Here is a 23,785-nt window from a genome sequence, read left to right on the forward strand (position 1 = left end):
GATTTCTGTCGCGCGCGGCGAAGAACGATTGTCGCGGGCGCGCATGATCGGACCCTGGCGCGGTGTTGGAGACGGACCATGAGCGACGATCTGACCGAAACTTTGGGGATGGACGGGGCAGGGGACGCTGGTTCGGACGCCGGTGGTCGCCGCGAGAGGCGGGGCCGCTCGGGCGGCGGCGGGCGCGATGCGCGCCGGGCCGCGCGGGGCCGTCCCTCGACCCTCTATACCCCCTTCATCACCCGCAATATCGGGACCTTCGACGTGCTGTCGCAGGAAGGGCTGGAGATCATCGAGAACAATGCCGAGATCATCCTGGAGGAGATCGGCATCGAGTTCCGCGACGACGCCGAGTCCCTGCAGATGTGGCGGGACGCTGGCGCCGACGTGGACGGCGAGCGGGTGCACATTCCCCGCGGCATGGCCCGCGACCTGATCAAGACCGCGCCCTCCAGCTTCACCCAGCACGCCCGCAATCCGGAGCGCTCGGTGGAGATCGGCGGCGGCAACACCGTCTTCGCCCCGGTCTACGGGCCGCCCTTCGTCAGCGACATCGACGGCGGCCGTCGCTACGCGACCATCGAGGACTTCAACAATTTCGTGAAGCTCGCCTATGCCCATCCGGGCATGCACCATTCGGGCGGCACCGTGTGCGAGCCGGTCGACCTGCCGGTGAACAAGCGGCATTTCGATATGGTCTATGCCCATATCAAGTATTCCGACAAACCCTTCATGGGCTCGGTCACTCACCCGGATCGCGCGCTGGACACGCTGGAGATGGCGAAGATCGTCTTCGGCGCCGATTTCCTCGACGCCAACACGGTGCTGGTCTCGCTGATCAACGCCAACTCGCCGATGACCTGGGACGCCACCATGCTCGGCGCGCTCAAGAATTACGCGCGGGCCAATCAGGCGGTGATCACGACGCCGTTCATCCTGGCCGGTGCGATGTCGCCGGTCACGGTGGCCGGCACGCTGGCCCAGACCCTGGCCGAGGCGATGGCCGGCATGGCATTCGCCCAGCTCTGCCGCCCCGGTGCGCCGGTTATCTTCGGCAGCTTCGCGTCGTCCATTTCCATGCAGTCGGGCGCCCCGACCTTCGGCACGCCGGAGCCGGCGCTGGTGCTGTACGGCTGCGCCCAGCTCGCCCGGCGGCTGAATGTGCCGTTCCGGTCCGGCGGCTCGCTCTGCGGCTCCAAGGTGCCGGACGCCCAGGCGGCGTTCGAGAGCGCCAACACCCTGCTGCCGACGGTGATGGGCGGGGTGAACTTCGTTCTGCACGCCGCAGGCTGGCTGGAGGGCGGGCTGGTCAGCTCCTACGAGAAGTTCATGATGGACGCCGACCAGTGCGCCATGATGCGCACCATGCTGGAAGGCGTGGACCTGACCGAGAACGGGCAGGCGATGGACGCGATCCGCGAGGTCGGGCCGGGAGCCCACTTCCTCGGCTGCTCCCACACCCAGGCGAATTTCGAGAAGGCGTTCTACCGCTCCTCCATCGCCGACAATGCAACCTTCGAGCAATGGGAAGCGGAAGGGAGCCGGGATACCTATCAGCGCTCCGCCGAGCTGGTGAAGAAGACCCTGGCGGAGTACGAGGCCCCGGCGCTGGATCCGGCGGTGGACGACGCGCTGATCGAATTCATGGCGAAGAAGAAGGCGAGCTTCCCCGACAGCAACGTCTGAGGCTCGAACGTCTGTGGCTCAGGCGGTGGCCCGGCCCTTGCCCGCGTGGTAGCGGCCGGTGCCCCGGTGCAGGACCGTGTCGGTGTCGAGAACGTCGTCGGGGGCCAGGTCCGGCTCTGAGTCCAGCCGGGCGTAGATCGGGGTGAAATCGACCTCGGTGGCGCGGCGCAGGGCCTCGAAACCGTCGATGACGAAATAGGTCTCCTGGAAGTCGTCGATCCGGTAGTCGGTGCGCATCACCCGGTCCAGGTCGAAGCCGATGCGGTTGGGCGAGGGGTCGTCCAGGGCGAAGACCGTCTCGCCCTTGGACGAGGCGATGCCGGCGCCGAAGATCCGCAGCCCGTCCTCCGACTTGGTCAGCCCGAACTCCACGGTGTACCAGTAGAGCCGGGACAGCCGCCGCAGCGCCCCCTGGCCGTCGGCCTTCAGCCCGCCCTTGCCGTATTCCTGCATGTAGTCGGCATAGACAGGGTCGAGCAGCAGCGGCACATGGCCGAACACGTCATGGAAGACGTCCGGCTCCTCCAGATAGTCCAACTCGTCCATGGAGCGGATGAAGCAGGTGGCCGGGAACCGGCGGTTGGCCAGATGGTCGAAGAACACCGCGTCGGGCACGAGGCCCGGCACCGCGACCACGTTCCAGCCGGTCTCCGCCTCCAGCACCTCGTTCAGGCGTCGGAAGTCCGGTACGCCCCCACCGCCCATGCTGAGCGCGTCCACATGGGCGAGGAATTCCGGCACCACCCGGTCCTTCAGCAGCGGGACCTGGCGCTCGGCCAACACCCGCCAGGTGGCGTGCTCCTCGTCGGTATAGGCGTCCCAGTGCTGGTCGATCGTGAAATCGGCCTTCAGGCCGGCCATGTCGCGGTGGATCTCGACGGGCATGGATGCCTCCTGTCGGTGGTTTCGGATCTCCCTCCCCGCAGATGGTGCCGGTCGCCCGCGATCAGAGGAAATCGCCCGCGCCGACGATCGGCTCGTCGTTGGACAGTTTCAGCCAACCCTTAACCACCCGGTAGATCAGCCAGAGATAGGCGAAGCCGATCAGCAGGAAGCCGAGGCCGAAGACCCACCAGGTCAGGCCGCCGACCACCGTCATCAGCAGCCAGAGCCAGAAGGTGCGGATCTGCCAGCGCACATGGGTTTCCAGGAAGGTTCCTTCGACGTCGCCGCGCTTCAGATAGGCGATGATCACCGCGAGGAGGATGGGGATCTGGAAGATCAGGTTGGCCGCGTAGAGCGCGTAGATCACATGCACCGCCAGCCGGTCGTTCTCCGGGGCGGAGAGCTTGAACGGCAGATTGCGGCGCTGCATGGTCTGGGTGTCGGACATCCGGTCTTTCTCCTCGCTCGATCACCGCTTTAAAGTGTGGACGCACTCGGCGTTTCGCAACGTCCAGCCGTCAACATCCGGAGTCTCCCCATGGTCTCGTCCAACCCGACCGCCCAGCCCCGCGTCAATCTGCACAGCGACACCGCCACGCGCCCGACCGACGGCATGCGCAAGGCGATCTACGAGGCGGAGGTTGGCGACGAGCAGGCGGGCGAGGATCCCACCGCCATCCGGCTCCAGGAGAAGGTGGCCGAGCTGCTGGGCAAGGAGGCGGCCGTTTTCCTGCCGAGCGGGACCATGTGCAACGAGATCTCCTACCGGGTGTGGTGCGACCACGGCGATGAGATCATCCTGGAGGAGAACAGCCACGCCCTGCATTACGAGGTCGGCGGCCCCGGCGCGCTGGCCGGCGTGATGACCCGCACGATCAAGGGCACCAAGGGCTGGTTTACCGCCGATCAGGTCGAAGCGCTGATCCGCCCGAAATCCCGCCACATGCCGCGCCAGAAGCTGGTCTCAGTGGAGAACACCGCCAACATGGCCGGCGGCATGATCTGGCCGCTCGAGACCTTGAAGGACGTCGCCGGAGCCGCCCGCAAGCATGGCATGCGGGTTCATATGGACGGAGCGCGGCTGCCGAACGCGGTGGTCGCCTCGGGCGTCTCCTTCGCCCAGTTCGCCGATCCCTGCGACAGCGCCTGGATCGACCTGTCCAAGGGGCTGGGCTGTCCGATCGGCGGCGTGCTGGCCGGGAGCCGGGACTTCATCGAGGAGTGCTGGCGCTTCAAGCACCAGTTCGGCGGGGCCCTGCGCCAGTCGGGCATCGTCGCGGCGGCGGGCGTCTACGCGCTTGATCACCATGTGGAGCGGCTGGCCGACGACCACGCCCGCGCCCGGCGTCTGGCCGAGGGCATCGAGGATGTGGAGGGGATCGTCGTCGATCCGGCCTCGGTGGAGACCAACATGGTGTTCTTCGACATCGGGGGCACGGGGATCAACGCGCCGGAATTCTCCCGCCGGCTGATGACCGAGCACGAAGTGAAGATCAGCGCGGTGCAGCCGACGGTGCTGCGGGCGGTGACCTATCTCGGCATCGAGGACCCGGACATCGAATTCGCCATCGCCGCCATCCGCGCCGTGGCGGCGGAGGCCTGAGGGTGAGAGCGTCCGTTTAGTGCGGGGCAGTGGGCCGTCGGCGCTGTGGATTGCTTTCCAGGTATGACGCGGCGGTAGGGATTACCCCGGAATAAATCCGGGGAGTGTGAGAGGAGAGGGAGGTCGGCGTGGGGACACTGCGCCGGATTTCCGCATCCGTTTCGCTCGTCCCCCATTTCACACTGCCCGGCCTTGTGCCGGGCCAAGGCCGGCGGCGTGACGGATCGTTTCAGATGTGAAGCGCCGTCAAGGGCAGTCCTCGAATGCGTTCGGGCGGAGTTGAAGAATGCCCCGCGTCGCGGGTTCAGCCGGCGCGACCGCTCAGGGCGTCGGCGGCCTGTCTGCCCGAACGGATGGCGCCTTCGATGGTCGCGGGCAGACCGGTATCGGTCCAGTCGCCCGCCAGGACGAGGTTGCGCCAGGAGGTCCGGGCCGGCGGCCTTCGGGACAGGGAGCGCGGGTCCTGGCGGAAGGTGGCGCGCTTCTCCTTGACGATCCGGCCCGGCGGCTGCGGTGCCGCCAGCAGTCCCAGCACCGGCGCGATCTCCGACCACAGGGTCGAGGCGAGCTCCTCGCCGGACCGGTCGAGAAGGGTCTCGGCGGCGCTCACCGTCACGCTGGCGACGGGTCCGCGCAGGAAAATCCACTGGGCCGTACCGCCGGTCAGGCCCATCAGATGGCCGCCGCCGGACAGACGGGCGGGGGCGTCGAGACGGAAATGGGCGTTCACGATCGCCGAGGCGGCCTCCGGCACAGGCAGGTCCGGCAGCAGTCCGGCCGCCACCTGAGGCGGTACGGCAAGCACCAGCCAGTCCTCGGACGACAGATCGACCGTGTCTGTGGGAAAATGCAGGGCGACGGCCCGGTCGGCTCCCAGCTCGATCGACCTGAGGCGGCGGCCGAATCCGACCCTCACGCCGCGCACCGCCAGCACCGCCAGGGCGGGATCGACGAAGCTCTCGCTCAGACCGTCGCGGGCCGTCAGCGGCGTCGCCTCGCCCGTTACGATCACCTCGCGCATCACATCGCGCAGCAGCCGTGCGGCGGCGATCTCGGGTTCGGCATTCAGGATCGCGACGGTCATCGGGCGCCAGAACCGCTCCATCAGGACGCCTGGACCGAGCGCCTGCATCACGGTGGTTTCCCGACCGGCCATCGCCAGCCGGACCATGCCCAGCGCATCGGGCGCGCGCGCTCCCGGAACCTGGCGCATCGGTGCGGTCAGGCGCCGCCAGAGACCGCCCTCGCCGGGCCGCACGGTCCATTGGAGGCCGCTAGGAAGGTCCTGGAACGGGAAGGTTGGCGCGGAGGCGGTCAGCGACCCGCTCGCCCCGATCTCGGAGAGATAGGCCAGAGCGGCGTGGTTGGCCGAGAGCAGCAGGTGGTTGCCGTTGTCGATCCGGCACCCGATCGTGCTGTCGAGATAGGACCGGCACCGTCCGCCGGCATGGCCCGCCGCTTCGTGCAGAACGACCGACCGGCCGCTGCCGCTGAGCGACAGCGCGGCCGCCAGTCCGGCCAGTCCGGCGCCGACGACATGCACGGTTCCGCCGCTCACCGCCCGGCGCTCACCGGAAGAGGTGGCGCAACAGCACCAGCCGGCGCCAGCCGGAGAGCGATACCCGGCGCCGCGGCTCTCGCCAGTCGCCCTCCTCCATTCGGTCCAGCAGCGCCTCGTAGCCGACCATCATCATCACGGCGGAGCGCATGGCCCGGCGGTCGCAGCGGGCGATGAGCGCTTTCGCCTCGGCGTAGCGGCTGCGTGCCTGGGCGGCGAGCTCGCGGCACAGGGCCGGGAGGTTGGGATGGTCGACCACCGCCTGCGGGGCGCGGCTGGCGATCCCGTGCTTCTGCAGCAGCTCCTCGGGCAGATAGAGCCGGCCGTCGGCCGCATCCTCGCCCAGGTCGCGCAGGATGTTGGTGAGCTGCATCGCCTCGCCGAGCGCGACGGCGGCGGCATCGGCCTCCGGCTGCTCGGCGCCGAAGCAGCGCATGGACAGCAGCCCCACCGCGCCCGCGACCCGGCGGCAGTAGAGCCGGAGTTCCGCCATGCCCGGGGCCACGTTTCGCCCTTGCAGGTCGGTCTCCATCCCGTCGATCAGGGCGTCGAACTCCGCCCTGGGCAGGCGATAGCGCTGGATCGCGGGGGCCAGGGCACGGCCGATCGGTTCGCGCGGCACCTCCGCAGCATAAAGGCGGGCAATCTCGTCGCGCCATCCGTCCAGACGCGCCTGCCGCACGGCGAGATCCCCCGGCTCGTCGGCGATGTCGTCGATGATCCGGCAGAAGGCGTAGACCGCGTACATGGCGCGCCGCCGGTCCGGGGGCAGGATACGCATGCCCCAGCGGAACGAGGTTCCGGACGCCTCGACCACGGCTCTGGCTTCCGCCTGAGCCTGCGGATCCTCGAAATCGACGGCGCTCATGCCGGCGACCGGCGGGCGGGCCTGCCGGCGGACAGCGTGCGCCGCCACAGGCATCGCAGGGCCGCCCAGGCGCCGACAGCCAGCATGGCCGGCCGCGACAGTCGGACCCGACGGGCCAAAGGGTCCTCGCGCTTCAACCGCGCGGCGAGGGCGACGGCGAGCGCCAGGACCGCCGCCGATTCCAGAGCGAGACGGGTGGAGCGCATCTGCAGGGGCAGCGGGGCCGCCCTGTCCAGCAGATGCTCGACCTCGTCCAGGCACCGATCCAGCACCTCGCGCAGGCCGGGCGTCGTCTGGGCGCCGGACAGCGCGCTTTCGGCGACACCCTCTGCCTGAAGCCAGTCGGCGGGCAGGTAGATCCGGTCCAGCAGCCGGTAGTCTTCGCCGCAATCCTGCAGATGGTTCAGCACCTGCAGCGCCGTGCACAGGGCGTCGGAGGCCGGATAGCCGGCGGCATCCTCGCCATGCAGATCGAGCAGGAAGCGGCCCACGGGATTGGCGGAGTCGGCGCAATAGGCCATCAGCGCCTCCCAGTCGGCGCAGCGCGGTTGGATCGCGTCGCGGCGAAACGCCCGAAGGAGCTGCCGCAGCCGACCGATGGCAGGCTCCGACAGAGTGTCGCGGGCGTGGTGTGCCGGCGCCAGATCGGCCGCCTCCATGTCGCCGATCAGCACCGCCTCGAAGCGGTCGAGCTGCCTCAGTTTTTCGGTACCGCTCAGGGCGGGATCGTCGGCGATATCGTCGGACGCCCGGGCGGCGTCGTAGAACCGCAGGACAGAAGGGCGCAGGCGCGCCGCGATCAGCAGGGAGCCGACCGGGAAGTTCTCGCCTGAAGCGGTGCGCGTCGGCGTCCGGCCGATCATCCCGGGCACCCCGGTGGCGCCGTTGCCTCTGCGCCGCGGTTGGCGGCCGAGGCGGCATAGGCGGCGCGGCGCAACGCGTTGATCGAGCCCAACGGCTCATGGGCGGAAAGGCAGTTCCAGGGGGCGAAGGTGAGGCGGTCGCCGAGAGCGACGGTCGCCGCCACGTCCTGGGGCGGGATTTCGAGGCGGCCCACCGTCACGCTCGGGCTGTGCCAGGCCCGCCGAACGTCTTCCATCGGGTCGCTTTCGAGGACGCGCGGCTGGAGCCGGAAGTCGAAGCGGATCGGACCCTTGTCGAGGGTGGCCTGTAGCTTGCCGGCGAGATCCTTGCCTTTGGCCGGACGCCTGTTCCTGGCGTCGATGTCGGGCACCAGCGCGAACTTCATGGCCCCGTCGCCCAACCGGTAGGGTGTCACGCTGCCGTAGGAAAGCTGCGCCAGATCGCGACCGCGCAGATGCCGCAGGCTGGAAGCGCTAAGGAAAGCGAAATACCGCCAGCGTGCGCGCCAGGGCAGAAGGCTGGGAAACATATAGCGGGGCGCTGCGACGGCGAAGGGCGTGGCGCGGCGGATGCCGTCCAGGGCGCGGAACAGCGCCAGCGCCTCGCTCGCGTCCCGGGCTGGACCGGTCTCGGCATTCATCAGCACGAAGTCCTGCTGGCCCGGCGGTGCGCCATCGCAAACCGGGCCCTCGACGCCCATCACCTTGACGGCCAGACCACGCAGGTCCGGATGATTATCCTCGGCGAAGAAGGAGTTTGAGAACCGCACCAGAGCGTCATAGCGGCCGGGCCGGGCAAACAGGCCATGGCGGACCCCCGGATCCTCCGGGGGATCGACCGTCAGGGTTGCCCGCAGGCAGGCGTGGGTCTTGCGGTGGAATTGCCGCGGAAGCCGTCCGTCGGGTTCCGGTTGTTGGAAGGTCCGGGCGCAGATCGCCAGCAACTCGTCGCGTTGTGCCGGGTCGACCGGACAGGAGACCGGTCTACTCATAGCGGGTATCCGAGCCGTTCGAGCCCCGGCGCACAGGCGCTGGTCAGGGTGGTTTGCACCTCCTCGGGCAGGGTCTGGAACTTGGAGCGGGCCGGCCGCGGGATCGCCGCGACCTCGTCGAGCCAGGCGTCGTCCGCCAGCGACGGGTCGATGAAGCGGATCAACTCGTCCAACTTCCTCCTCGGGTCGGATTGAACATCCTCGAAGCGGAGATTCAGCAGACGCTCGGACGGCAACCCGGCGAAACACTCCAGGCCGATCAGGATCAGGTCGCTCCAGAACCGGCCGAAATCCTCGAGTGTCGGCAGGGCGGCGGTCTTCTCGATGTCCAGAACCGTGAACACGATCCGTTCGATCAGCGGATTCAACCGGCTTCCCCGGTCGGCGCTGAAGCCCTGTTGCGGATCGATGCCCAAGCGCCGGCAGCGCAGGATGGCGCCGACCAGCACCCGGAAATTGTGATGCTGGCTCATCGACATCGCCGTGTCGCGCCCGTCCCGGTAGACATGGACGACCCGGGCGTCCGGGAACATCCGAAGCAGCTTGGCGGCGTGCATCAGGGTGCCGCCGGAGCGCTCGATCCAGACCCTGCGGTCCAGCATCTCGGCCAGATCGCCGAACAGGGCCCGGTACTGCTCGGCAATCGGCATGCGGGGCCGGGCGCGGACCCGGGGCTCCAGCGCGTCCAGCAGCGCTTCCGGCGTATCGGTCAGGTGCGGCAGGGTGACGGCGATGATCGGCGGCATGTCGGCCGCCCCGTAGCGCGACGCAGGGTCGTCGTAGGGATACAGTGTCTCCTCGACCACGTGGCCGTCCTTGAGCATGGCGTGCAGGCCGGCGCTCTGGGTCGTCAGCAGCCGCCACATGCGGTCGCCGTCCGGCCGGCGCAGGGAGAAGGCGTCGGCGCCGAGCGTGACGAAGAATTCCGAGAGGCTGAGGATCTGCGGATGCCGGTTCAGCAGGTCGGATACCATGGTCGATCCGCATCGGCCCGTGCTGAGGATCAGAACCGGAGGAATCGTCAGGCCGCTCGGGGCAGTGTCGCTCACAGCAATCCGTCCTTCTCCGCATGGGCATGCTGGGGCAGACGATAGCTCGCGCCCTGCTCCCCATACAGCGATACGGTCAGCATGGTCTGGAACTGGCTCGCGCGGCGGCGCGCACCCAGGCTGGGAGCGATGCGATACAGCACCTGCTCCGCGCCGTTCTTGAGCCGCAGCAGTGCCAATGTCCCCCGGGTGTTCATCGGCGGATAATTGAGTTGATCGGCAAGATCGTCTCCGATCATGGCCCGCGAGATCCGGTAGATCTTGCGGGCGAGCGCCCGCCGCGATTTCGGCTCGGTGAAGCCGGCTACGAGCGGGGCGGAGTTGATCAGGCCGTTGGCCAGGATGATGGATTCCATGGTCGGCGGCGGCTCGCAGGTCGACCCGATCCGGTGCAGCCACAGGGCCTCGTCCTCCGAGGTGAACAGCAGGTCGTGGGGCACGCCCATCAGGTGGGCGGAATAGCGCCATACCTGCATGAAGGACGTCCGCTCCTCGTCGGACAGGGTCACGCCCAGCATCGCCGCGCGCTTCAGCAGCAGACCGGAGAACGAGGCGGTGGCATAGGCCATATGCGCTGCACTCAACGGTGTGCCCCAGGCGCTCTCGTCCCACTCCGGGTCCTGCGCCAGAAGCTGTCGGATGCGGGCATGGACCAGGCGGACGCGGACTGACAGCTTCCAGCCGTCGCCGGTGCGGTCGAGCCCGCCGGGCAGGAAGATCTCCACGAGCTGCCGGTTGTTCTGCTTCAGGCGGCGGACCCCCTGGTCGACGATCCGGCCGGTGATGCTGAACGACTGGCTGATCAGCGTGGAGAAACCCTCGATCAGCACGGCGGCGACGAAGGCGCCGACGAACATCTCGGAATTGCGGTGAAAGGCGCGGCATCCGGGCAGGAAGCCGGCCCGGTCGACCCAGGGGGGCGTGGCGTCGATATCGGCGAAGAACGCCCTCACGCTCTCCGGCGCATCGTCCAGGGCGGATGGGTCGCCTTCGATCCCCCGGGCGATCCAGGATTGCGCGTCGACCGGATTGTGCCGCTGCAGCTCGGCCATCAACGCGTCGGCTTCCGGGTCGCCGATGCGGGTCGCGGCCACGTACCGATCGGCGAGCGCCCGATCGACGCCGGCCGCCCGGGCGTACCCCTCCAGATAGGCCGTCGGCATCGCGGGCGTTGCGACAGGGCCTGGCTGGGGTGGAACGGGCTGGGTCACGGAGACAGGCCTGATCGCTGGTGGGTCGCCGAGTGGCGGGGTCAGAAAGTCTTAACCCATCCAGCTAGTTGACGTCGATGGTGCCGGGCGAGGTTCGGATCGTGCCGGGGCGCGTGTCGATCGTTCCGGCCGGCGCCGGGGGTTCCACCTGGCGAATTTTCGGCGGCTCCGTCTGGATCGGCTTCGACGGCCTGGGCGTCGGGTTGGGTTCGATCCTGGGCGGCTGCGTCGGCTGCCGGGACGGCCGCTGAACCGGCTCGGTGGGCGCGATCGGGCGCGTGGGCTCAGGTTGCTGCGCCGCAGGGGCCGGCGGTACGATCTCGCTCACCGGCTTGCCCTCGGAGATCGGATGGCGCGGGGCCTGCGGCGCTGGCTTCACCTCGGCCGCCTGCGCGCCGGACGCGGCCAACGCGAGCAGGGCCGCGCCCCAAAGCAGGGTCTTCCTCATGCTTCACCCACCGCGGGCAATGAAATGCCCGTTGCGGAAATCCGGTTTGCCGTAGTCGAAGGGGGTGCCGTCGAATTTGGTCATCGACCCGCCGGCGGCCAGCAGAACCGCATGGCCGGCGGCCGTGTCCCACTCCATCGTCGGACCGGTCCGCGGATAGAGATCGGCATCGCCCCTTGCGACGAGACAGAACTTCAGGGCGGAGCCGCGCGATACGCTTTCCTTAACATCCATAGTTTCGATATAGGCTTCCAACTCTGGATTGCGATGGCTGCGGCTGGCGACGATGGTCAGGCCGTCGGGCCCGGGCTTGCGCACCGAGATCGGCGTGCGGGTGCCGTCGGCGCTCTCCTCCCAGGCCCCTTCGCCCAGGATTCCGCCCCAGACCATGCCGTCGACCGGCGTGTGCAGGGCGCCCAGGACCGGCACGCCGTCCCAGATCAGGCCGATATTTACGGTGAAGTCGGTGCTCTTGTTGATGAACTCCTTGGTGCCGTCCAGCGGGTCCACCAGCCAGAACCGGCCGCCGGAGACGTCGGGGATGTCGCCGGCCTCCACGCTCTCCTCGGCCACAACTGGGATGCCGGGGGTGAGCGCCTTCAGCACCGGCACGATATGGGCGTCGGCCGCCCGGTCGGCGGCGGTCACCGGGCTGCCGTCCATCTTGTCGATCACCGCGGTGTCGGAGCGGTAATAGGGCAGGATGATCTTTCCCGCCTCGCGGGCGAGGACGGCGATGGCGTCGAGCAGGGCGATCCGGTTGGCCGGATCGACCGCTGTAACTGAAGGCATAAAGTCTACTCCGCTGCTGCCGCCGGCCGTGCCGCCTGAAGCGCCGCCCAGATGCGGTCGGGCGTGGCCGGCATGTCGATATCGGTGACGCCGGCCGGGGCCAGGGCATCGAGGATTGCGTTGATCACCGCCGGCGGTGCGCCGATGGCACCGGCCTCGCCGCAGCCCTTCACCCCCAGCGGGTTGGTGGCGCAGCGCGTCGGGCTCATCGAGAAACTCACCGGCGGGACATCGACCGAGCGCGGAATGCAGTAGTCCACCAGCGACCCGGTCACGAGCTGCCCAGTATCGTCATAGACGGTGCGTTCGTACAGCGCCTGTCCCACCCCCTGGGCCACGCCGCCATGGACCTGGCCTTCCAGCAGGGTCGGGTTCACCACCTCGCCGAAATCGTCGACCACGGTGAACTGGATCAGCTTGACCTTGCCGGTATCCGGATCGACCTCGACCTCGCAGACATGGGTGCCGTTCGGGTAGGTCGACGCCGTCGGCTTGTACATTTCCTTCGCCTCCAGCCCCGGCTCGATGCCCTCCGGCAGTCTGGACGGATCGTTGGCGGCAGCGGCGACTTCGCCCAGGGTGATCGACCGGTCGGTGCCGACCACGGTGAACTTGCCGTCGGCCAGCTCCAGATCCGAATCGGCCGCCTCCAGCAAATAGCTCGCCAGCATCCGCGCCTTCGCGGAGACGCTCTGGATGGCCATGTGCAGGGCCGAGCCGCCCGCCGGCAGGGAGCGCGAGCCGTCGGTGCCGGAGCCGTTCTCGATGGCGGCAGTGTCGCCCTGGATCACCTTCACCATCTCGTTGTCGACGCCGAACGCCTCGGAGACGAGCTGGGTATAGGCGGTCTCGTGGCCCTGGCCGGTGGAGCGGGTGCCGATCGGCACGACGATGGTGCCGTCCGGCTCGATCCGCATGTCGGACCACTCGGGCCCGCCGCCGCCGCAGGCTTCCACATAGGTGGAGATACCGATGCCGCGCAGCTTGCCGGCCTTGGCACTCTCCGCCTTGCGGGCGTCGATCCCGGCCCAGTCGGCCTTAACCAGCGCCTTGTTCAGATGGGCGCCGAAATCGCCGCTGTCATAGGTCTCGCCCAGCGCCGTGGTGAACGGCATGGAGGAGGTGGGGATGAAGTTGCGCCGGCGGATCTCGTCGCGCGGCAGGCCGGCGACCTTGGCCGCGACATCCACCAGGCGCTCCACCAGGTAAGCCGCCTCCGGGCGCCCGGCACCGCGATAGGCGTCCACCGGAAGGGTGTTGGTGAAATAGTTGCGCACCCGCACATGGATCGCCGGGGTGGTGTAGAGGCCGGCCAGCATGCCGGAACCGGCAATCGTCGGGATCGCCGGGCCGTAGAGCGACAGATAGGCGCCGAGATCGGCCTTGGTATCGACCGACAGAGCAAGGAACTTGCCGTTCTCGTCCATCGCCAGCCTGGCGTGGGAGACATGATCGCGACCCTGGGTGTCGGAGACGAAGGCCTCGCTGCGGTCGGAGATCCACTTCACCGGCTGCCCGAGCTTGGTCGCTGCCCAGAGCACCAGGGCGTGTTCGCGGTAGGGGAAGATCTTCATCCCGAAGCCGCCGCCCACATCGGGCGAGACGCAGCGGAGTTTGGCGGCATCCATGTTCAGCACGTCGGCGATCACGTCGCGCACCCCGTGCGGGCCCTGGGTGGAGACGTAGAGCGTGCTCTCGCCGGTCGCAGGGTCGACCACGGCGGCGGCACCCCGCGGCTCGATGGAGTTCACGATGATGCGGTTGTTGACCAGCTTCAGTTCGGCGACCTTGGCGGCCTTGGCGAAGCCCTTTTCCACCGCTTCGGCATCGCCGGTTTCCCAGTCCAGGCACAGGTTGCCCGGAGCCGCGTCCCAGATCGTGGTGCCGTTGTCGACGGCGGCGAGGCCCGGCACCGCCGGCAGTTCGGCGTAGTCGATCTCGATCAGCTCGGCGGCGTCGCGGGCCTGGTCCATGGTTTCGGCCACGATCAGCGCCACCGCATCGCCCACATGCCGGACCCGGTCGGTCACCAGCAGGGGATAGTCCGGCCCGACCGCCTTCTTGCCGCCGATTCCCTTCAGCAGGGCGCCGCAGGGCATCGGCTTCAGCCCGTCGCCGGCCACGTCGGCGCCGGTCAGCACGAGCTTCACCCCCGGCGCGGATCTGGCGGCGGAGACGTCGAGGGCGGTGATGTCGCCATGGGCGATCGGGCTGCGCAGCACGTAGGCGGTCAGCACGCCGTCGATCGGCACATCGTCGGTATACTGACCGGTGCCGGTGAGGAAGCGCTGGTCCTCCAGCCGCTTCATTGTCTGTCCGATCCCGAACTTCGCCATTGCCTGCCTCGCCGGTTCGCGGTTGGGTTGGGAAGATCGTACTGCCGCTCCCCGTTGCCGCCAAGCAACGAGCGGCAGGAAGAAAGGGTATTGGATCGATGTGTGGCCGCTACAGCATCACCACGGCACCGGACGCCATGCGCCGGCTGTTCGATGTGGATACGGCGCTGAACCTGGAGCCGCGCTGGAACATGGCGCCGACCCAGGCGGCCCCGGTGATCAAGCTGATGACCGAAGGGCCGGCCAAGGGGCACCGGGTGCTGGCGATGATGCGCTGGGGGCTGGTGCCGGCCTGGGCCAAGGACATCGATATCGGGGTGAAGATGATCAACGCGCGGGCCGAAACGGTGGACGAGAAGCCGGCCTTCCGCGGCGCCTACCGGTATCGCCGCTGCGTCATCCCCGCCGACGGCTTCTACGAATGGCGTAGCGAGGGCAAGGTCAAGCAGCCCTACCGGGTCGTCCGAAAGGACCGCGCGCCGTTCGGCTTCGCCGGGTTGTGGGAGTTGTGGGAGGGGACGGGCGAGGGGAGTGCCCTGGAGACCTTCACCATCGTGACCACCGAGGCGACGGAGAGCATCGCCCATATCCATCACCGCATGCCGGTGATGCTGTTCGACAAGGCCGCCTTCGCCACCTGGATGGGGCCGGACAAGGATGCGGCGGGGCAATTGATGTTGCCCTGCGATCCGGGACTGGTGGAAGCCTATCCGGTCGATCGGCGCGTGGGCAATGTGCGCAACGACGATGCGGGGCTGGTGGAGCCGGCAGCGGTTCAGGAGCCGGTGCAAGCTGCGCCCAAGCCGGTGCAGGGATCGTTGTTCTGATCCCGCTGTCTTAGAGCGCCCAGGACGTGATCATGCTGAGGGCGATCATCGAGGCCGAGGCGGCAGACGCCAGGGCAGCGCGGCGGTTGAGGATGGCGGCGCGATGGAGCGCGACGACGATCCGGTTGAGGTCGGCCGCGTCCAATTCCTCGTCGCCGGAGATCCGGCGCGGCGGCCTGTCGCCGGCTCGATACCAGTACCAGGCGGCAAGCAGTGCCGCGGCGATGGCCAGGAGTTCCAGGATCTGCACGAGTGCCATGTAGGTCTTTCCGGTCGGCCGTTAACGCTCAAGACTCTTGCAGCAACGCGTCCTCGAACGGGAAGTCGCTGAGAAGCTCGATCCCCGTCTCGGTCACCAGGATCTGCTGTTCCAGCTTCACCCCTTCGCCGCCGTCATTGTGGCCGATGAAGCTCTCCACGCAGAGGGTCATGCCCGGCTCGATCACCCCGTCATAGCCGGACTCCGCGAAATCGGCCCGGTGATAGAGATACGGATACTCCCCGGACATGCCGCAGCCATGGGCCGAGAGATAGTACCGGTGATCGGCATATTGCTCGGGGATGTCCCAGGCGCGCTCGGAATACTCCCGGAAGGTCAGGCCCGGCTCGATGATGCTCATGTTGTGCTGCACCTGTTCGTAGGCGGTCCGGTAGAGCGTGCGCTGATGCTCGCTCGGCCGGTCCGGGCCGGCATGGAAGGTGCGGGAGAAGTCGCTGTAATAGCCGTGGCAGCCGACCACATCGGTGTCCAGCGCGATCAGTTCGTTCGGCGCGATGACCTTGGAGGAGGTCTCCTGGAACCAGGGATTGGTCCGTGCGCCGGAGTTCAGCAGCCTTGTCTCGCAATAATCCGCGTTGGCGGCGATCACCGATTGCTGGAGGACCGACCACAGCTCCGCCTCGGTCTGCCCGGGCCAGATGGCCGCGCGCATTTCGGCCACCCCGGCTTCGGTCGCCCGCAGCGAGGCGCGCACGCATTTCATTTCCTCGGCGGACTTGATGCAGCGTGCCATTTCCACGGGCTCTTGCGCGTCGACCAGGCGCAGTCCTTCGTCGGCCAGCGCGATGGCGACCCCGGCGTTCAGCCTCTCCACACCGACCACCGGGTCGCGGCCGCACATCTCGCGCAGCGTCGATGCCATCTCCCGGGCCCAGGACCGCTCCTTGTCGACGATGGCGGCACCGGCGGCGACAAAGCTGGCGGTCGAGCTCGGGCGCACCTCGTCGACCGTCTCGTAGCCCGCGCCGAGATGCATAGCGCCGGTGAATTCGTACAGGATCGAGCGGTCCGCGGTCAGGAGCAGGTAGCGCGAGGGCTGGTTGCGGCCGGTGAAGACCTGCATGTTCCGCGTGCCGGTGGCGTAGCGGATGTTGATCGCGTCGCTCAGGATTAGGGCGGCGATCCTGCGCCGGGCCATCTCGGCCCGAACCCGGTCCTGGCGGTACAGACGGACGGCGCGCAGATCGATGCCGTCGCTCTCCGGGGCGCGGTCGAGCAGGGCGAGATCCGGATGGGTTCCGCGGTCGGCATGCCAGTCGAGAACGGTCACGGGTGCGCCTCCGGCGGGGCGCTCGGTCCGGCCGTCAGGACGGGCAACGGGTGTAGACCTCTGACGTGCGCTGGGTGAAACCGACGGGGGTCGTGTCGCCGATCATCTGGATGTCGTCGGCCCCGAGCTTCTGGAAATGTTCGACCAGGGTCTCGGACCGGCGGATGTACCACGTGTACTCGTCCTCCAGGGTTTCGACCACCGGAACGGCGACGGACGGATCCCGGCCGTCGGCCTTCACGACGAAGGAGTCGGGGCCGAATTCGATGTACTCACCGTCGCAGTTGCCCGAGGACCAGCGGCCCTGCAGATCGGGCGCGACCCCCGCATGACGTTCGGTCTCGCCGGCGGTCTGCGGCATCACCCCTTGGGAGTCGGCCGGTGCGTCGTGCGCGCCGCCGATTGTTGAGTCCTTCCAGTGCCGCAGCATCTCGATATAGCGCGGGGCCGGGTCGACCTTGAAGGCGACCATCAGCGCCGCGGCCGCCCCGAGGATCAGGATAAGGGCGATCACAACGGTGCCGATCATAAAATAGGCGCGGCCGCTGCGCCGGGGTTCCGGGCGGAAGTCCGGCGGCGGGCCGACGGGTTCATCCTCTTCCGCATGGTCGTGACGGAATCGAAGCGATCTGAGGTCTTCGTTCTCGCCGGCGGTGTCGTCGTAGGAGGACCGGCGCCGGGTCGGCGGCGCCTCGCTGGCGGTCAGCGCCGGATCCAGATAGCTGTCGCTTCCCTCCCGCGCATCGGCTTCGCGCCGCGCCGCATGGATCGCTTCGGCGAAGGAGCCCCCGGTGGCGGACGGCGCGCCGTCGCCCGACTCCTCTTCCTCTCCGGACGACGGTTCGGCCAGGGACAGATCGATGGAGCCGCGATCGACGAAGAAGATCTGGCTGAATTCCCATTCGCCGACGGTGGCGTTCCAGTCGCCGCCGACGACGCGCAGTTCCGCGTCTTCCTCTCCGTCGAACTCGCGGATCATGGAGGAGACGAGAACGGAAGCGCTTTGTGCCCGCTCGACGGTTTCCCATCCGGCGGCGTCACGCTTCTGCAGAAAATACACATCGAACCGGCGCATCGCGTCGAGCCCCTACCAGCTTCTGTTCTCGTCCAGTAACCGCTCGACTGCGTTCACGTCCAGGGGCGGGGAGAACAGAAAACCCTGGGCATAGCCGCAACCGATGGCCCGCAACTGGGCAAGCTGCTCGGGAGTCTCAACGCCTTCGGCGATCACGTCCAGTCTCAGGTTCTGCGCGAGCAGGCAGATCGTCCGCACGATCTCCAGGTTGTGCCGGTTCCGCCCCATATCCTGCACGAAGGATTTGTCGATCTTCAGGGTGTCGATCGGGAAGGTGTGCAGGTAGCTAAGCGAGCTGTATCTGGTTCCAAAATCGTCGACACAAACCTGAATTTTCAGAGACTTGAGATCGTTCAGCATCTGCGCCGACAGATGCGCGTTCTCCATCAGCGCGCTCTCGGTGATCTCCAGCTTCAAGGTGCTGGGGTCCATGCCGGTCCCGTCGAGGCTGTTGGTCACCATGCGCACCAGGTCGTACTGATTGAATTGCCGGCTGGAGAGATTGACGCTGATCTCCAGCGCGTCGGCCCGCGGGTATTTCTCATGCCAGCGCACGCTCTGTTCGCAGGCGGTCCGCAGCACCCATTGGCCGATCTCGACGATCATCCCGGTTTCCTCGGCCAGCGGGATGAAGTCGGCAGGCTGCACTTCGCCGCGCTTGGAATGGGTCCAGCGGGTGAGCGCCTCGAACCCCTGGATGCGGCCGGTCGCGAGCGAGATGATCGGTTGGAACCGCAGGGTCAGCTCCCCGCGCTCGATCGCCCGGCGCAAGTCGGTCTCCATGTCCAGCGGCGTGACCGTATTGCCCCGCATGTTCGGATCGAAGGCGACGGCCTGCGCCTTGCCCAGTTCCTTGGCCTTGTACATGGCGAGTTCGGCGTCGCGCAGGATGTCCTCCGGCCGGCCGTAGCCCTCGCTGGCATGGGCCGCCCCCATGGACGCGGTGGTGAAGATCTCCTTGCCGCTCAGAGTGAAGGGGGAGGCGAGCGCCTTCTGCAGCATGTCGCAGACGGCGACGGCATCGCCCTTGTTCGACACGTCTTCCAGAAGCATGGCGAACTCGTCGCCGCCCAGCCGGGCGACGGTGTCGCCGAATTTCAGATTGTGTTCCAGCCGGCGCGCGGCGGCGATGATGAGGTCGTCGCCGTGAATGTGGCCGAGGCTCTCGTTGACCACCTTGAAGCGGTCGAGGTCGAGATACACGACGCCGAAGCTGGCGGAGGCGTTTCGGCGGAACCGCGCCAGGGCCTGGCGCACCCGCTCCAGGAATAGCGTCCGGTTCGGCAGACCCGTCAGATTGTCGTGCAGCGCATCGTGGATCGACTGTTCCTCGACACGCTTGCGGTCGGTGATGTCGGTCATCGAGCCGGCGATGCGGTAGGCATGCCCGGAGGTGTCGCGGACCGCGAGGCCGCGCACGAGCATCCAGCGGTAGGTGCCGTCGCGATGGCGAACCCGGTGCTCGCTCTCGAAATTGCCGACGGCGCCGCTGAGATGCGCGTCGAGCTGGGCGGTGACCCGCTGGACGTCCTCGGGGTGGATCCTGCTGAACCACTCCTCCGCCCCGTCGCCGACGTCCTGCTCAGTATGGCCGAGCATCTGCTTCCAGCGCGTCGACAGGTAGATCGAGTTCGACGCGAGATCCCAGTCCCAAAGACCGTCGTTGGAGCCGGCCGCCGCCAGGGCGTAGCGCTCCTCGCTCTGCCTCAGCGCGCGCTGAGCGTCTTGGCGGGCCGAGATGTCGTCATAGACGATCACAGCACCGCCGTTCGGGATCGGCCGGATCCGGATTTCCATCTGGCGGCCGTCCCGGTTGGGCCGCTCGTAGACCCTGCCTTGGGTGGTCCGGATCATGTCCAGGACCTCGGCGGCGCGGTGGGCCGGATTGCCTTCGCCGTATTCTCCCTGCGCCGCCAGATGATGGACGATGTCAGACAGAGGCGTTCCGACACTGGCAAACGCCGTCGGCAGGCGCAGCAGATCGAAGAAGCGCGAGTTCCAGGTCAGCAGCCGCCAGTCGGCGTCGAAGGCACAGATGCCCTGGGTGATCGTCTCCAGCGTGCTCTGCAGGAGCAAGGTGAAGTGGGCCGCCGTGTCGGTGTTGCGTCGGTCGTCGGTCACGTCGCGGTACTGGATTAGCCGTCCGCCGTCCGCCGTCTCCCGGTCGAGGATCCGGACCCAACGGCCGTCCGGCAGGCGCTCGTCGACCAGGCCGTGGGGACGGGTGTGGGCCTCCATCCGCCGCTCGAGCCAATCCTGAGCGTCGTCGGCGAAGACCGAGCCGAGTTTGGTGGCGACCTCCTGCTGGACCAGGCTGGTGAAGCGTGCGCCCGGTTCCAGGAGATCGGTCAGGTAGGGAAAGAAGCCCAGGACGGGACGCGTGAACCAGACCACCCGATCCTGCGGGTCGAGCAACAGGAAACCGTCTTCGATCTCGTCCAGCGTACAGACGGGAAGCCCTGTCCGGTCCAGGGTCGGTTTGTTGGCCATACTCATGCGCGACCGCTCTTCCGGCGGCGGACGGAACCGGCTGGCTGTCCGACATGGTGGCGGATGGCCCCGATCAGCATATCCCCCGCTTTGTCCACGTCACCGGTTTCCAAATGCATTCGTAATGTCTTTGCTTGAAATTCAACACTATCAGAGCCCCCGGCGCGCGACCAGCAGCCAGCGGCTGCATCTCACCGATCCGCACCGAGCACCGCAACCCCGCGTCGCACGCGGTACAGCCGCCACAATAAATGGGCGGCAGCACTTCGATGAGGCGCCCAATCCGCCGATACAGCATCGGAGCCGGCGATGTCCGGCCGGGTCTCCGATCCGCGAAGCATCCGGATGCCCTCGCGCAGGGCGACGTCGCCGGAGGGGAAGACGTCCGGGTCGCCCAGCGCGAACATCCGGTAGATCTCCGCCGTCCACCGCCCGATACCCGGCACGGCGACCAGGGCGGCATGGGCGGCCTCCGAGGCCTCGCCGCTCAGGCGCTCGAGGGGAAGCCGGCCGTCCAGCACCCGCTCGGCCAGCGCGCGGCCGTAACGCATCTTCGCCCGGGAAAAGCCGATCGCGCCGAGTTGGGCATCGTCGAACGCGGCAAACGTCTCCGCGTCGAGACCGCCGGCGGCGGCCAGCCGGGCCAGGATGGCGGCGGCAGAGGCGGTCGAAACCTGCTGGCCGACGATGATGCGGATCAGCGCCGCGAAGCCCGGCTCCAGAACGCGCGGTTCCGGAGCCCCCGCCTCGGCCAGCGCCGCGGCGACATCCGGGTCCCGGTCGGCCAAGGCCCGCAATCCGTCGTCCAGCGCCTTCTGGCGGGTCATGCGGGCGCCGTGCCGAGACGGTCGGCGGCTTCCGCCGCGACCTCGTCCATGGTGGCGAAGCCGGCCCCGCCGTCGCGCAGATGCCGGATCAGCGCTTCCATCGCCATCATCCGATGGCCCCGCCCGGAGACGAAGGGATGGAAGGTATAGGTGATGACGCCCCAATCGTGGGTCGCGGCCATGTAGTCGAAATCGGCGGTCCAGTTGTCGAGTACGGCCCGCCAGGACGCCAGCCCCTGGTTCAGCGCACCGCCGGAGGTCACGCTCCATTCGAAATGGGGATAGTCGTCCAGGCTCCAGCTCACCGGGATCTCGATCAGGTCGACCGGCGCGCCGAAGGTCGCCGGCTTCAGCAGCGGCACCGCGTCTCCCCGGCGCGGGCGGTAGGGCAGGTGGTCATGGCCCATCAGGCTGGAATCGTAGGCGTATCCCAGCTCCAGAAGCAGGTCGAGGGTATGCTCCGACAGGTCCCAGGAGGGGGAGCGGTAGCCCGAGGGCGCGCGGCCGGATATCCGTTCGATGGCGGCACCGGCGCGCACCAGCTCGTCGCGTTCCTCCTCCCGCGACAGGGCGGAGGGTCGGCGGTGGGTCCAGCCGTGGCAGGCGATCTCGTGGCCGTCATCCACCAGGGCGCGGACGGCGTCGGGGAAACTCTCGATCGTGTGTCCCGGCACGAAGAAGGTCGCGGCGATCCTGTGTACCTTGAGCAGCCGACGGATGCGCTCGACCCCGACCAGCCCGAACTCGCCGCGCGACAGCGGCGTCGGCGTGAGCGTTCCCTTGGCGATCGGCAACGACAGCGCGTCGAAATCGAAAGTCATGCATGCGATGTGGCGTGGCATCCGGTACTCCGGCGGGATACGGTGACGCGAGGCTAGAGAGGCCCCGGACCGCCGACAAGACGCAAGGGGCGGGCCGCATCGAGATAGTTGGAGCAGGAACGGCACGGGTGTTGAGGGAACGCGCGATCACCACCTCGGAGGTGACCCGGCAGGCACTGAGCGAGATTACCGTCGCCACGCCAGGGGTCGGGCTGATGGACATCACCGATCAGGTCCGTGGCTTCGTCGCCGAATCTGGTCTGGCGGACGGGCTGCTGACCGTCTTCGTGCGCCACACCTCGGCCTCCCTGCTCATTCAGGAGAATGCCGATCCGGACGTCCGGGTGGACCTGGATCGGTTCTTCGCCAGGATCGCGCCCTGGGATCCGACCCTCTACCGCCATTCCACGGAAGGGCCGGACGACATGCCGGCCCATATCCGCAGCGCCCTGACCCAGACGACCCTGACGGTCCCCGTCGCCGGCGGCCGCCCGGTGCTCGGTACCTGGCAGGGGATCTATCTGTACGAACATCGCGAGCATCCGCATCGCCGCCACATCGTTCTCCACCTGATGGGAGCCTGACCGCCATGACGAAAGCGCCGCACCGCCTCGGTGCCCTGGAAGCCCTGCGGGCCATCGAAGGGGGGAGCCTCACGCCTGAGGCGCTGATGGAGTCGTGCCTGGAGCGGGTCGCGGAGCGCGAGGGCGAGGTCGGCGCCTTCATCCATCTCGATCCGGAGCAGGCCCGGGATGCCGCCCGGGCCTCCAGCGCGTCCGGTCCGCTCGGCGGTCTGCCCGTGGCGGTGAAGGACATCATCGAGACCGCCGACATGCCGACGGGATACGGCTCGTCGATCTATATCGGACACCAGCCCGACGAGGACGCGGCCGTGGTCGCGCGGACCCGGTCGGCCGGCGGCGTGGTGATGGGCAAGACGGTGTCCACCGAATTCGCCTGGCGCAATCCCGGCAAGACCCGCAACCCGCGCGGGCTGAGCCACACGCCGGGCGGCTCGTCCAGCGGTTCGGCCGCGGCGGTCGGCGATTTCATGGTGCCGCTGGCCTTCGGCACCCAGACGGCGGGCTCCGTCATCCGCCCGGCCGCCTATTGCGGCGTGGTCGGCTTCAAGCCGACCTTCGGCACCCACGATCGGCGTGGGGTGAAGGAACTGTCGCGCTACCTCGACACGGTGGGGACCTTCGCTCGGTCGGTCGCCGACATCGCGCATTTCGACTATGCCCTGCGCGGCGAGCCGGCGCCCCGTCTCGACGGCTTCGACGGAGCCGCCCCGCGTCTCGCCTTCCACGTGCCCTTCGCCGACAAGATCGAGGAAGATGCGGTCGATGTGATGGAGCGGGTGCGGATCGCGGTGCAGACCGCCGGCGCGTCGGTGGTCGGTCTGGTGGACTGGACGGCCTTCGAGAAGATGGACGACATCCACCTTCGCCTGATGACCGCCGAGGCGGCGCGCGCGCTGGCGTGGGAATACGACACCCACCCCGACAAGCTCAGCGACTTCTACCGCGAGGCCATCGCGACCGGCCGCAAGATCGACGATACCGAGCTGTACCAGCTTCAGGCGGATGCCGACGCCTTCCGCAACGACGCTGCGGCCCGGCTCGACGGCATCGACGCGATCCTGACCGTGCCGGCCTCGGGCGAGGCGCCGGAGGGTCTGTCCTTCACCGGCGATCCGCTGTTCAACAAGATCTGGACGCTGCTGCGCTGGCCCTGCGTGACCATTCCGGCCGGCACGGGCGACCAGGGTCTGCCGTTGGGTGTGCAGATCGTGACCGGCTATGGCGAAGACGCGAAGGCATTGGCCGTGGCCGACTGGATCGAGCGCGCGCTGCAGGCGGATCAGTAAGCAAGACCAGGTAACGGGCGGCTTTGACGAGGAG

General features: G+C 68.1%; 22 protein-coding genes. 5 read left to right on the plus strand and 17 right to left on the minus strand.

Annotated elements, in window-relative coordinates; translation table 11 throughout:
- Positions 1-78: 78 nt before the first annotated feature.
- Positions 79-1,686, plus strand: a complete 1,608-nt coding sequence (locus T8K17_RS14450) for a trimethylamine methyltransferase family protein (RefSeq protein WP_322330437.1) — start codon at positions 79-81, stop codon at positions 1,684-1,686.
- Positions 1,687-1,704: 18 nt separating this feature from the next.
- On the opposite strand, the gene phhA is transcribed toward T8K17_RS14450, so the two are convergent.
- A complete protein-coding gene (gene phhA, locus T8K17_RS14455; RefSeq protein WP_322330438.1) occupies positions 1,705-2,571 on the minus strand; it encodes a phenylalanine 4-monooxygenase in 867 nt (288 codons plus the stop codon).
- A gap of 61 nt (positions 2,572-2,632) precedes the next feature.
- Positions 2,633-3,019, minus strand: coding sequence for a hypothetical protein (locus tag T8K17_RS14460; protein ID WP_322330439.1), 387 nt, complete (start codon positions 3,017-3,019; stop codon positions 2,633-2,635).
- A 90-nt stretch (positions 3,020-3,109) separates the two neighbouring features.
- Between T8K17_RS14460 and T8K17_RS14465 the strand changes: the two genes are divergently transcribed.
- On the plus strand, positions 3,110-4,174 hold the full coding sequence (locus T8K17_RS14465) for a GntG family PLP-dependent aldolase (protein ID WP_322330440.1): 1,065 nt from the start codon (positions 3,110-3,112) through the stop codon (positions 4,172-4,174).
- 304 nt (positions 4,175-4,478) lie between these two features.
- Here T8K17_RS14465 and hpnE read toward each other — a convergent pair whose 3' ends face one another.
- The 9 genes from hpnE to T8K17_RS14510 all read right to left on the minus strand — a co-directional run bounded on the left by hpnE (position 4,479) and on the right by T8K17_RS14510 (position 14,291).
- A complete protein-coding gene (hpnE, locus tag T8K17_RS14470; protein ID WP_322330441.1) occupies positions 4,479-5,732 on the minus strand; it encodes a hydroxysqualene dehydroxylase HpnE in 1,254 nt (417 codons plus the stop codon).
- Positions 5,733-5,742: 10 nt separating this feature from the next.
- Positions 5,743-6,600: a presqualene diphosphate synthase HpnD gene (gene hpnD, locus T8K17_RS14475; RefSeq protein ID WP_322330442.1), complete on the minus strand. Its 858-nt coding sequence runs from the start codon at positions 6,598-6,600 to the stop codon at positions 5,743-5,745.
- A complete protein-coding gene (locus tag T8K17_RS14480) occupies positions 6,597-7,463 on the minus strand; it encodes a squalene/phytoene synthase family protein (RefSeq protein WP_322330443.1) in 867 nt (288 codons plus the stop codon). The genes hpnD and T8K17_RS14480 overlap by 4 nt, the downstream gene beginning before the upstream one ends.
- The gene (locus T8K17_RS14485) at positions 7,460-8,455 is read right to left on the minus strand and encodes a hypothetical protein (RefSeq protein WP_322330444.1); all 996 of its coding nucleotides are present in this window, start codon (positions 8,453-8,455) and stop codon (positions 7,460-7,462) included. Before T8K17_RS14485 ends, T8K17_RS14480 begins: the two co-directional genes overlap by 4 nt.
- Positions 8,452-9,504, minus strand: a complete 1,053-nt coding sequence (locus T8K17_RS14490) for a sulfotransferase (protein ID WP_322330445.1) — start codon at positions 9,502-9,504, stop codon at positions 8,452-8,454. Before T8K17_RS14490 ends, T8K17_RS14485 begins: the two co-directional genes overlap by 4 nt.
- Complete coding sequence (locus T8K17_RS14495; RefSeq protein WP_322330446.1) at positions 9,501-10,667, minus strand: oxygenase MpaB family protein; 1,167 nt, start codon at positions 10,665-10,667, stop codon at positions 9,501-9,503. Before T8K17_RS14495 ends, T8K17_RS14490 begins: the two co-directional genes overlap by 4 nt.
- A 112-nt stretch (positions 10,668-10,779) precedes the next feature.
- Positions 10,780-11,163 carry a hypothetical protein gene (locus T8K17_RS14500; protein WP_322330447.1) on the minus strand — a complete coding sequence of 128 codons (384 nt, stop codon included), beginning with the start codon at positions 11,161-11,163 and terminating at the stop codon, positions 10,780-10,782.
- Between the two features lie 3 nt (positions 11,164-11,166).
- Positions 11,167-11,955, minus strand: coding sequence for a 3'(2'),5'-bisphosphate nucleotidase CysQ (gene cysQ, locus T8K17_RS14505; RefSeq protein WP_322330448.1), 789 nt, complete (start codon positions 11,953-11,955; stop codon positions 11,167-11,169).
- Positions 11,956-11,960: 5 nt separating this feature from the next.
- On the minus strand, positions 11,961-14,291 hold the full coding sequence (locus T8K17_RS14510) for a xanthine dehydrogenase family protein molybdopterin-binding subunit (RefSeq protein ID WP_322330449.1): 2,331 nt from the start codon (positions 14,289-14,291) through the stop codon (positions 11,961-11,963).
- Between the two features lie 98 nt (positions 14,292-14,389).
- Between T8K17_RS14510 and T8K17_RS14515 the strand changes: the two genes are divergently transcribed.
- Positions 14,390-15,118, plus strand: a complete 729-nt coding sequence (locus T8K17_RS14515; RefSeq protein WP_322330450.1) for an SOS response-associated peptidase — start codon at positions 14,390-14,392, stop codon at positions 15,116-15,118.
- 10 nt (positions 15,119-15,128) lie between these two features.
- On the opposite strand, the gene T8K17_RS14520 is transcribed toward T8K17_RS14515, so the two are convergent.
- The 6 genes from T8K17_RS14520 to T8K17_RS14545 form a co-directional block, all read right to left on the minus strand.
- Positions 15,129-15,377 carry a hypothetical protein gene (locus T8K17_RS14520; protein ID WP_322330451.1) on the minus strand — a complete coding sequence of 83 codons (249 nt, stop codon included), beginning with the start codon at positions 15,375-15,377 and terminating at the stop codon, positions 15,129-15,131.
- 28 nt (positions 15,378-15,405) lie between these two features.
- On the minus strand, positions 15,406-16,668 hold the full coding sequence (locus tag T8K17_RS14525) for a Xaa-Pro peptidase family protein (protein WP_322330452.1): 1,263 nt from the start codon (positions 16,666-16,668) through the stop codon (positions 15,406-15,408).
- A gap of 34 nt (positions 16,669-16,702) precedes the next feature.
- Positions 16,703-17,743 carry a hypothetical protein gene (locus tag T8K17_RS14530; protein WP_322330453.1) on the minus strand — a complete coding sequence of 347 codons (1,041 nt, stop codon included), beginning with the start codon at positions 17,741-17,743 and terminating at the stop codon, positions 16,703-16,705.
- A 12-nt stretch (positions 17,744-17,755) separates the two neighbouring features.
- Positions 17,756-20,239 (minus strand): EAL domain-containing protein, encoded by a 2,484-nt coding sequence (locus T8K17_RS14535; RefSeq protein WP_322330454.1) that lies wholly within the window; start codon positions 20,237-20,239, stop codon positions 17,756-17,758.
- A gap of 185 nt (positions 20,240-20,424) precedes the next feature.
- A complete protein-coding gene (locus T8K17_RS14540) occupies positions 20,425-21,060 on the minus strand; it encodes a DNA-3-methyladenine glycosylase 2 family protein (protein ID WP_322330455.1) in 636 nt (211 codons plus the stop codon).
- Positions 21,057-21,902, minus strand: coding sequence for a polysaccharide deacetylase (locus T8K17_RS14545; RefSeq protein ID WP_322330456.1), 846 nt, complete (start codon positions 21,900-21,902; stop codon positions 21,057-21,059). The genes T8K17_RS14540 and T8K17_RS14545 overlap by 4 nt, the downstream gene beginning before the upstream one ends.
- 107 nt (positions 21,903-22,009) lie before the next feature.
- On the opposite strand from T8K17_RS14545, the gene T8K17_RS14550 reads away from it, so the two are divergent.
- Together T8K17_RS14550 and T8K17_RS14555 are read left to right on the plus strand one after the other, a co-directional pair.
- Positions 22,010-22,465, plus strand: a complete 456-nt coding sequence (locus T8K17_RS14550; protein WP_416153113.1) for a secondary thiamine-phosphate synthase enzyme YjbQ — start codon at positions 22,010-22,012, stop codon at positions 22,463-22,465.
- A 5-nt stretch (positions 22,466-22,470) separates the two neighbouring features.
- Positions 22,471-23,751 (plus strand): amidase, encoded by a 1,281-nt coding sequence (locus T8K17_RS14555; protein WP_322330457.1) that lies wholly within the window; start codon positions 22,471-22,473, stop codon positions 23,749-23,751.
- The last annotated feature ends 34 nt before the right edge of the window (positions 23,752-23,785 follow it).

The organism is Thalassobaculum sp. OXR-137 (assembly GCF_034377285.1).
In the GTDB taxonomy this organism is placed as follows: Bacteria; Pseudomonadota; Alphaproteobacteria; order Thalassobaculales; family Thalassobaculaceae; genus Thalassobaculum.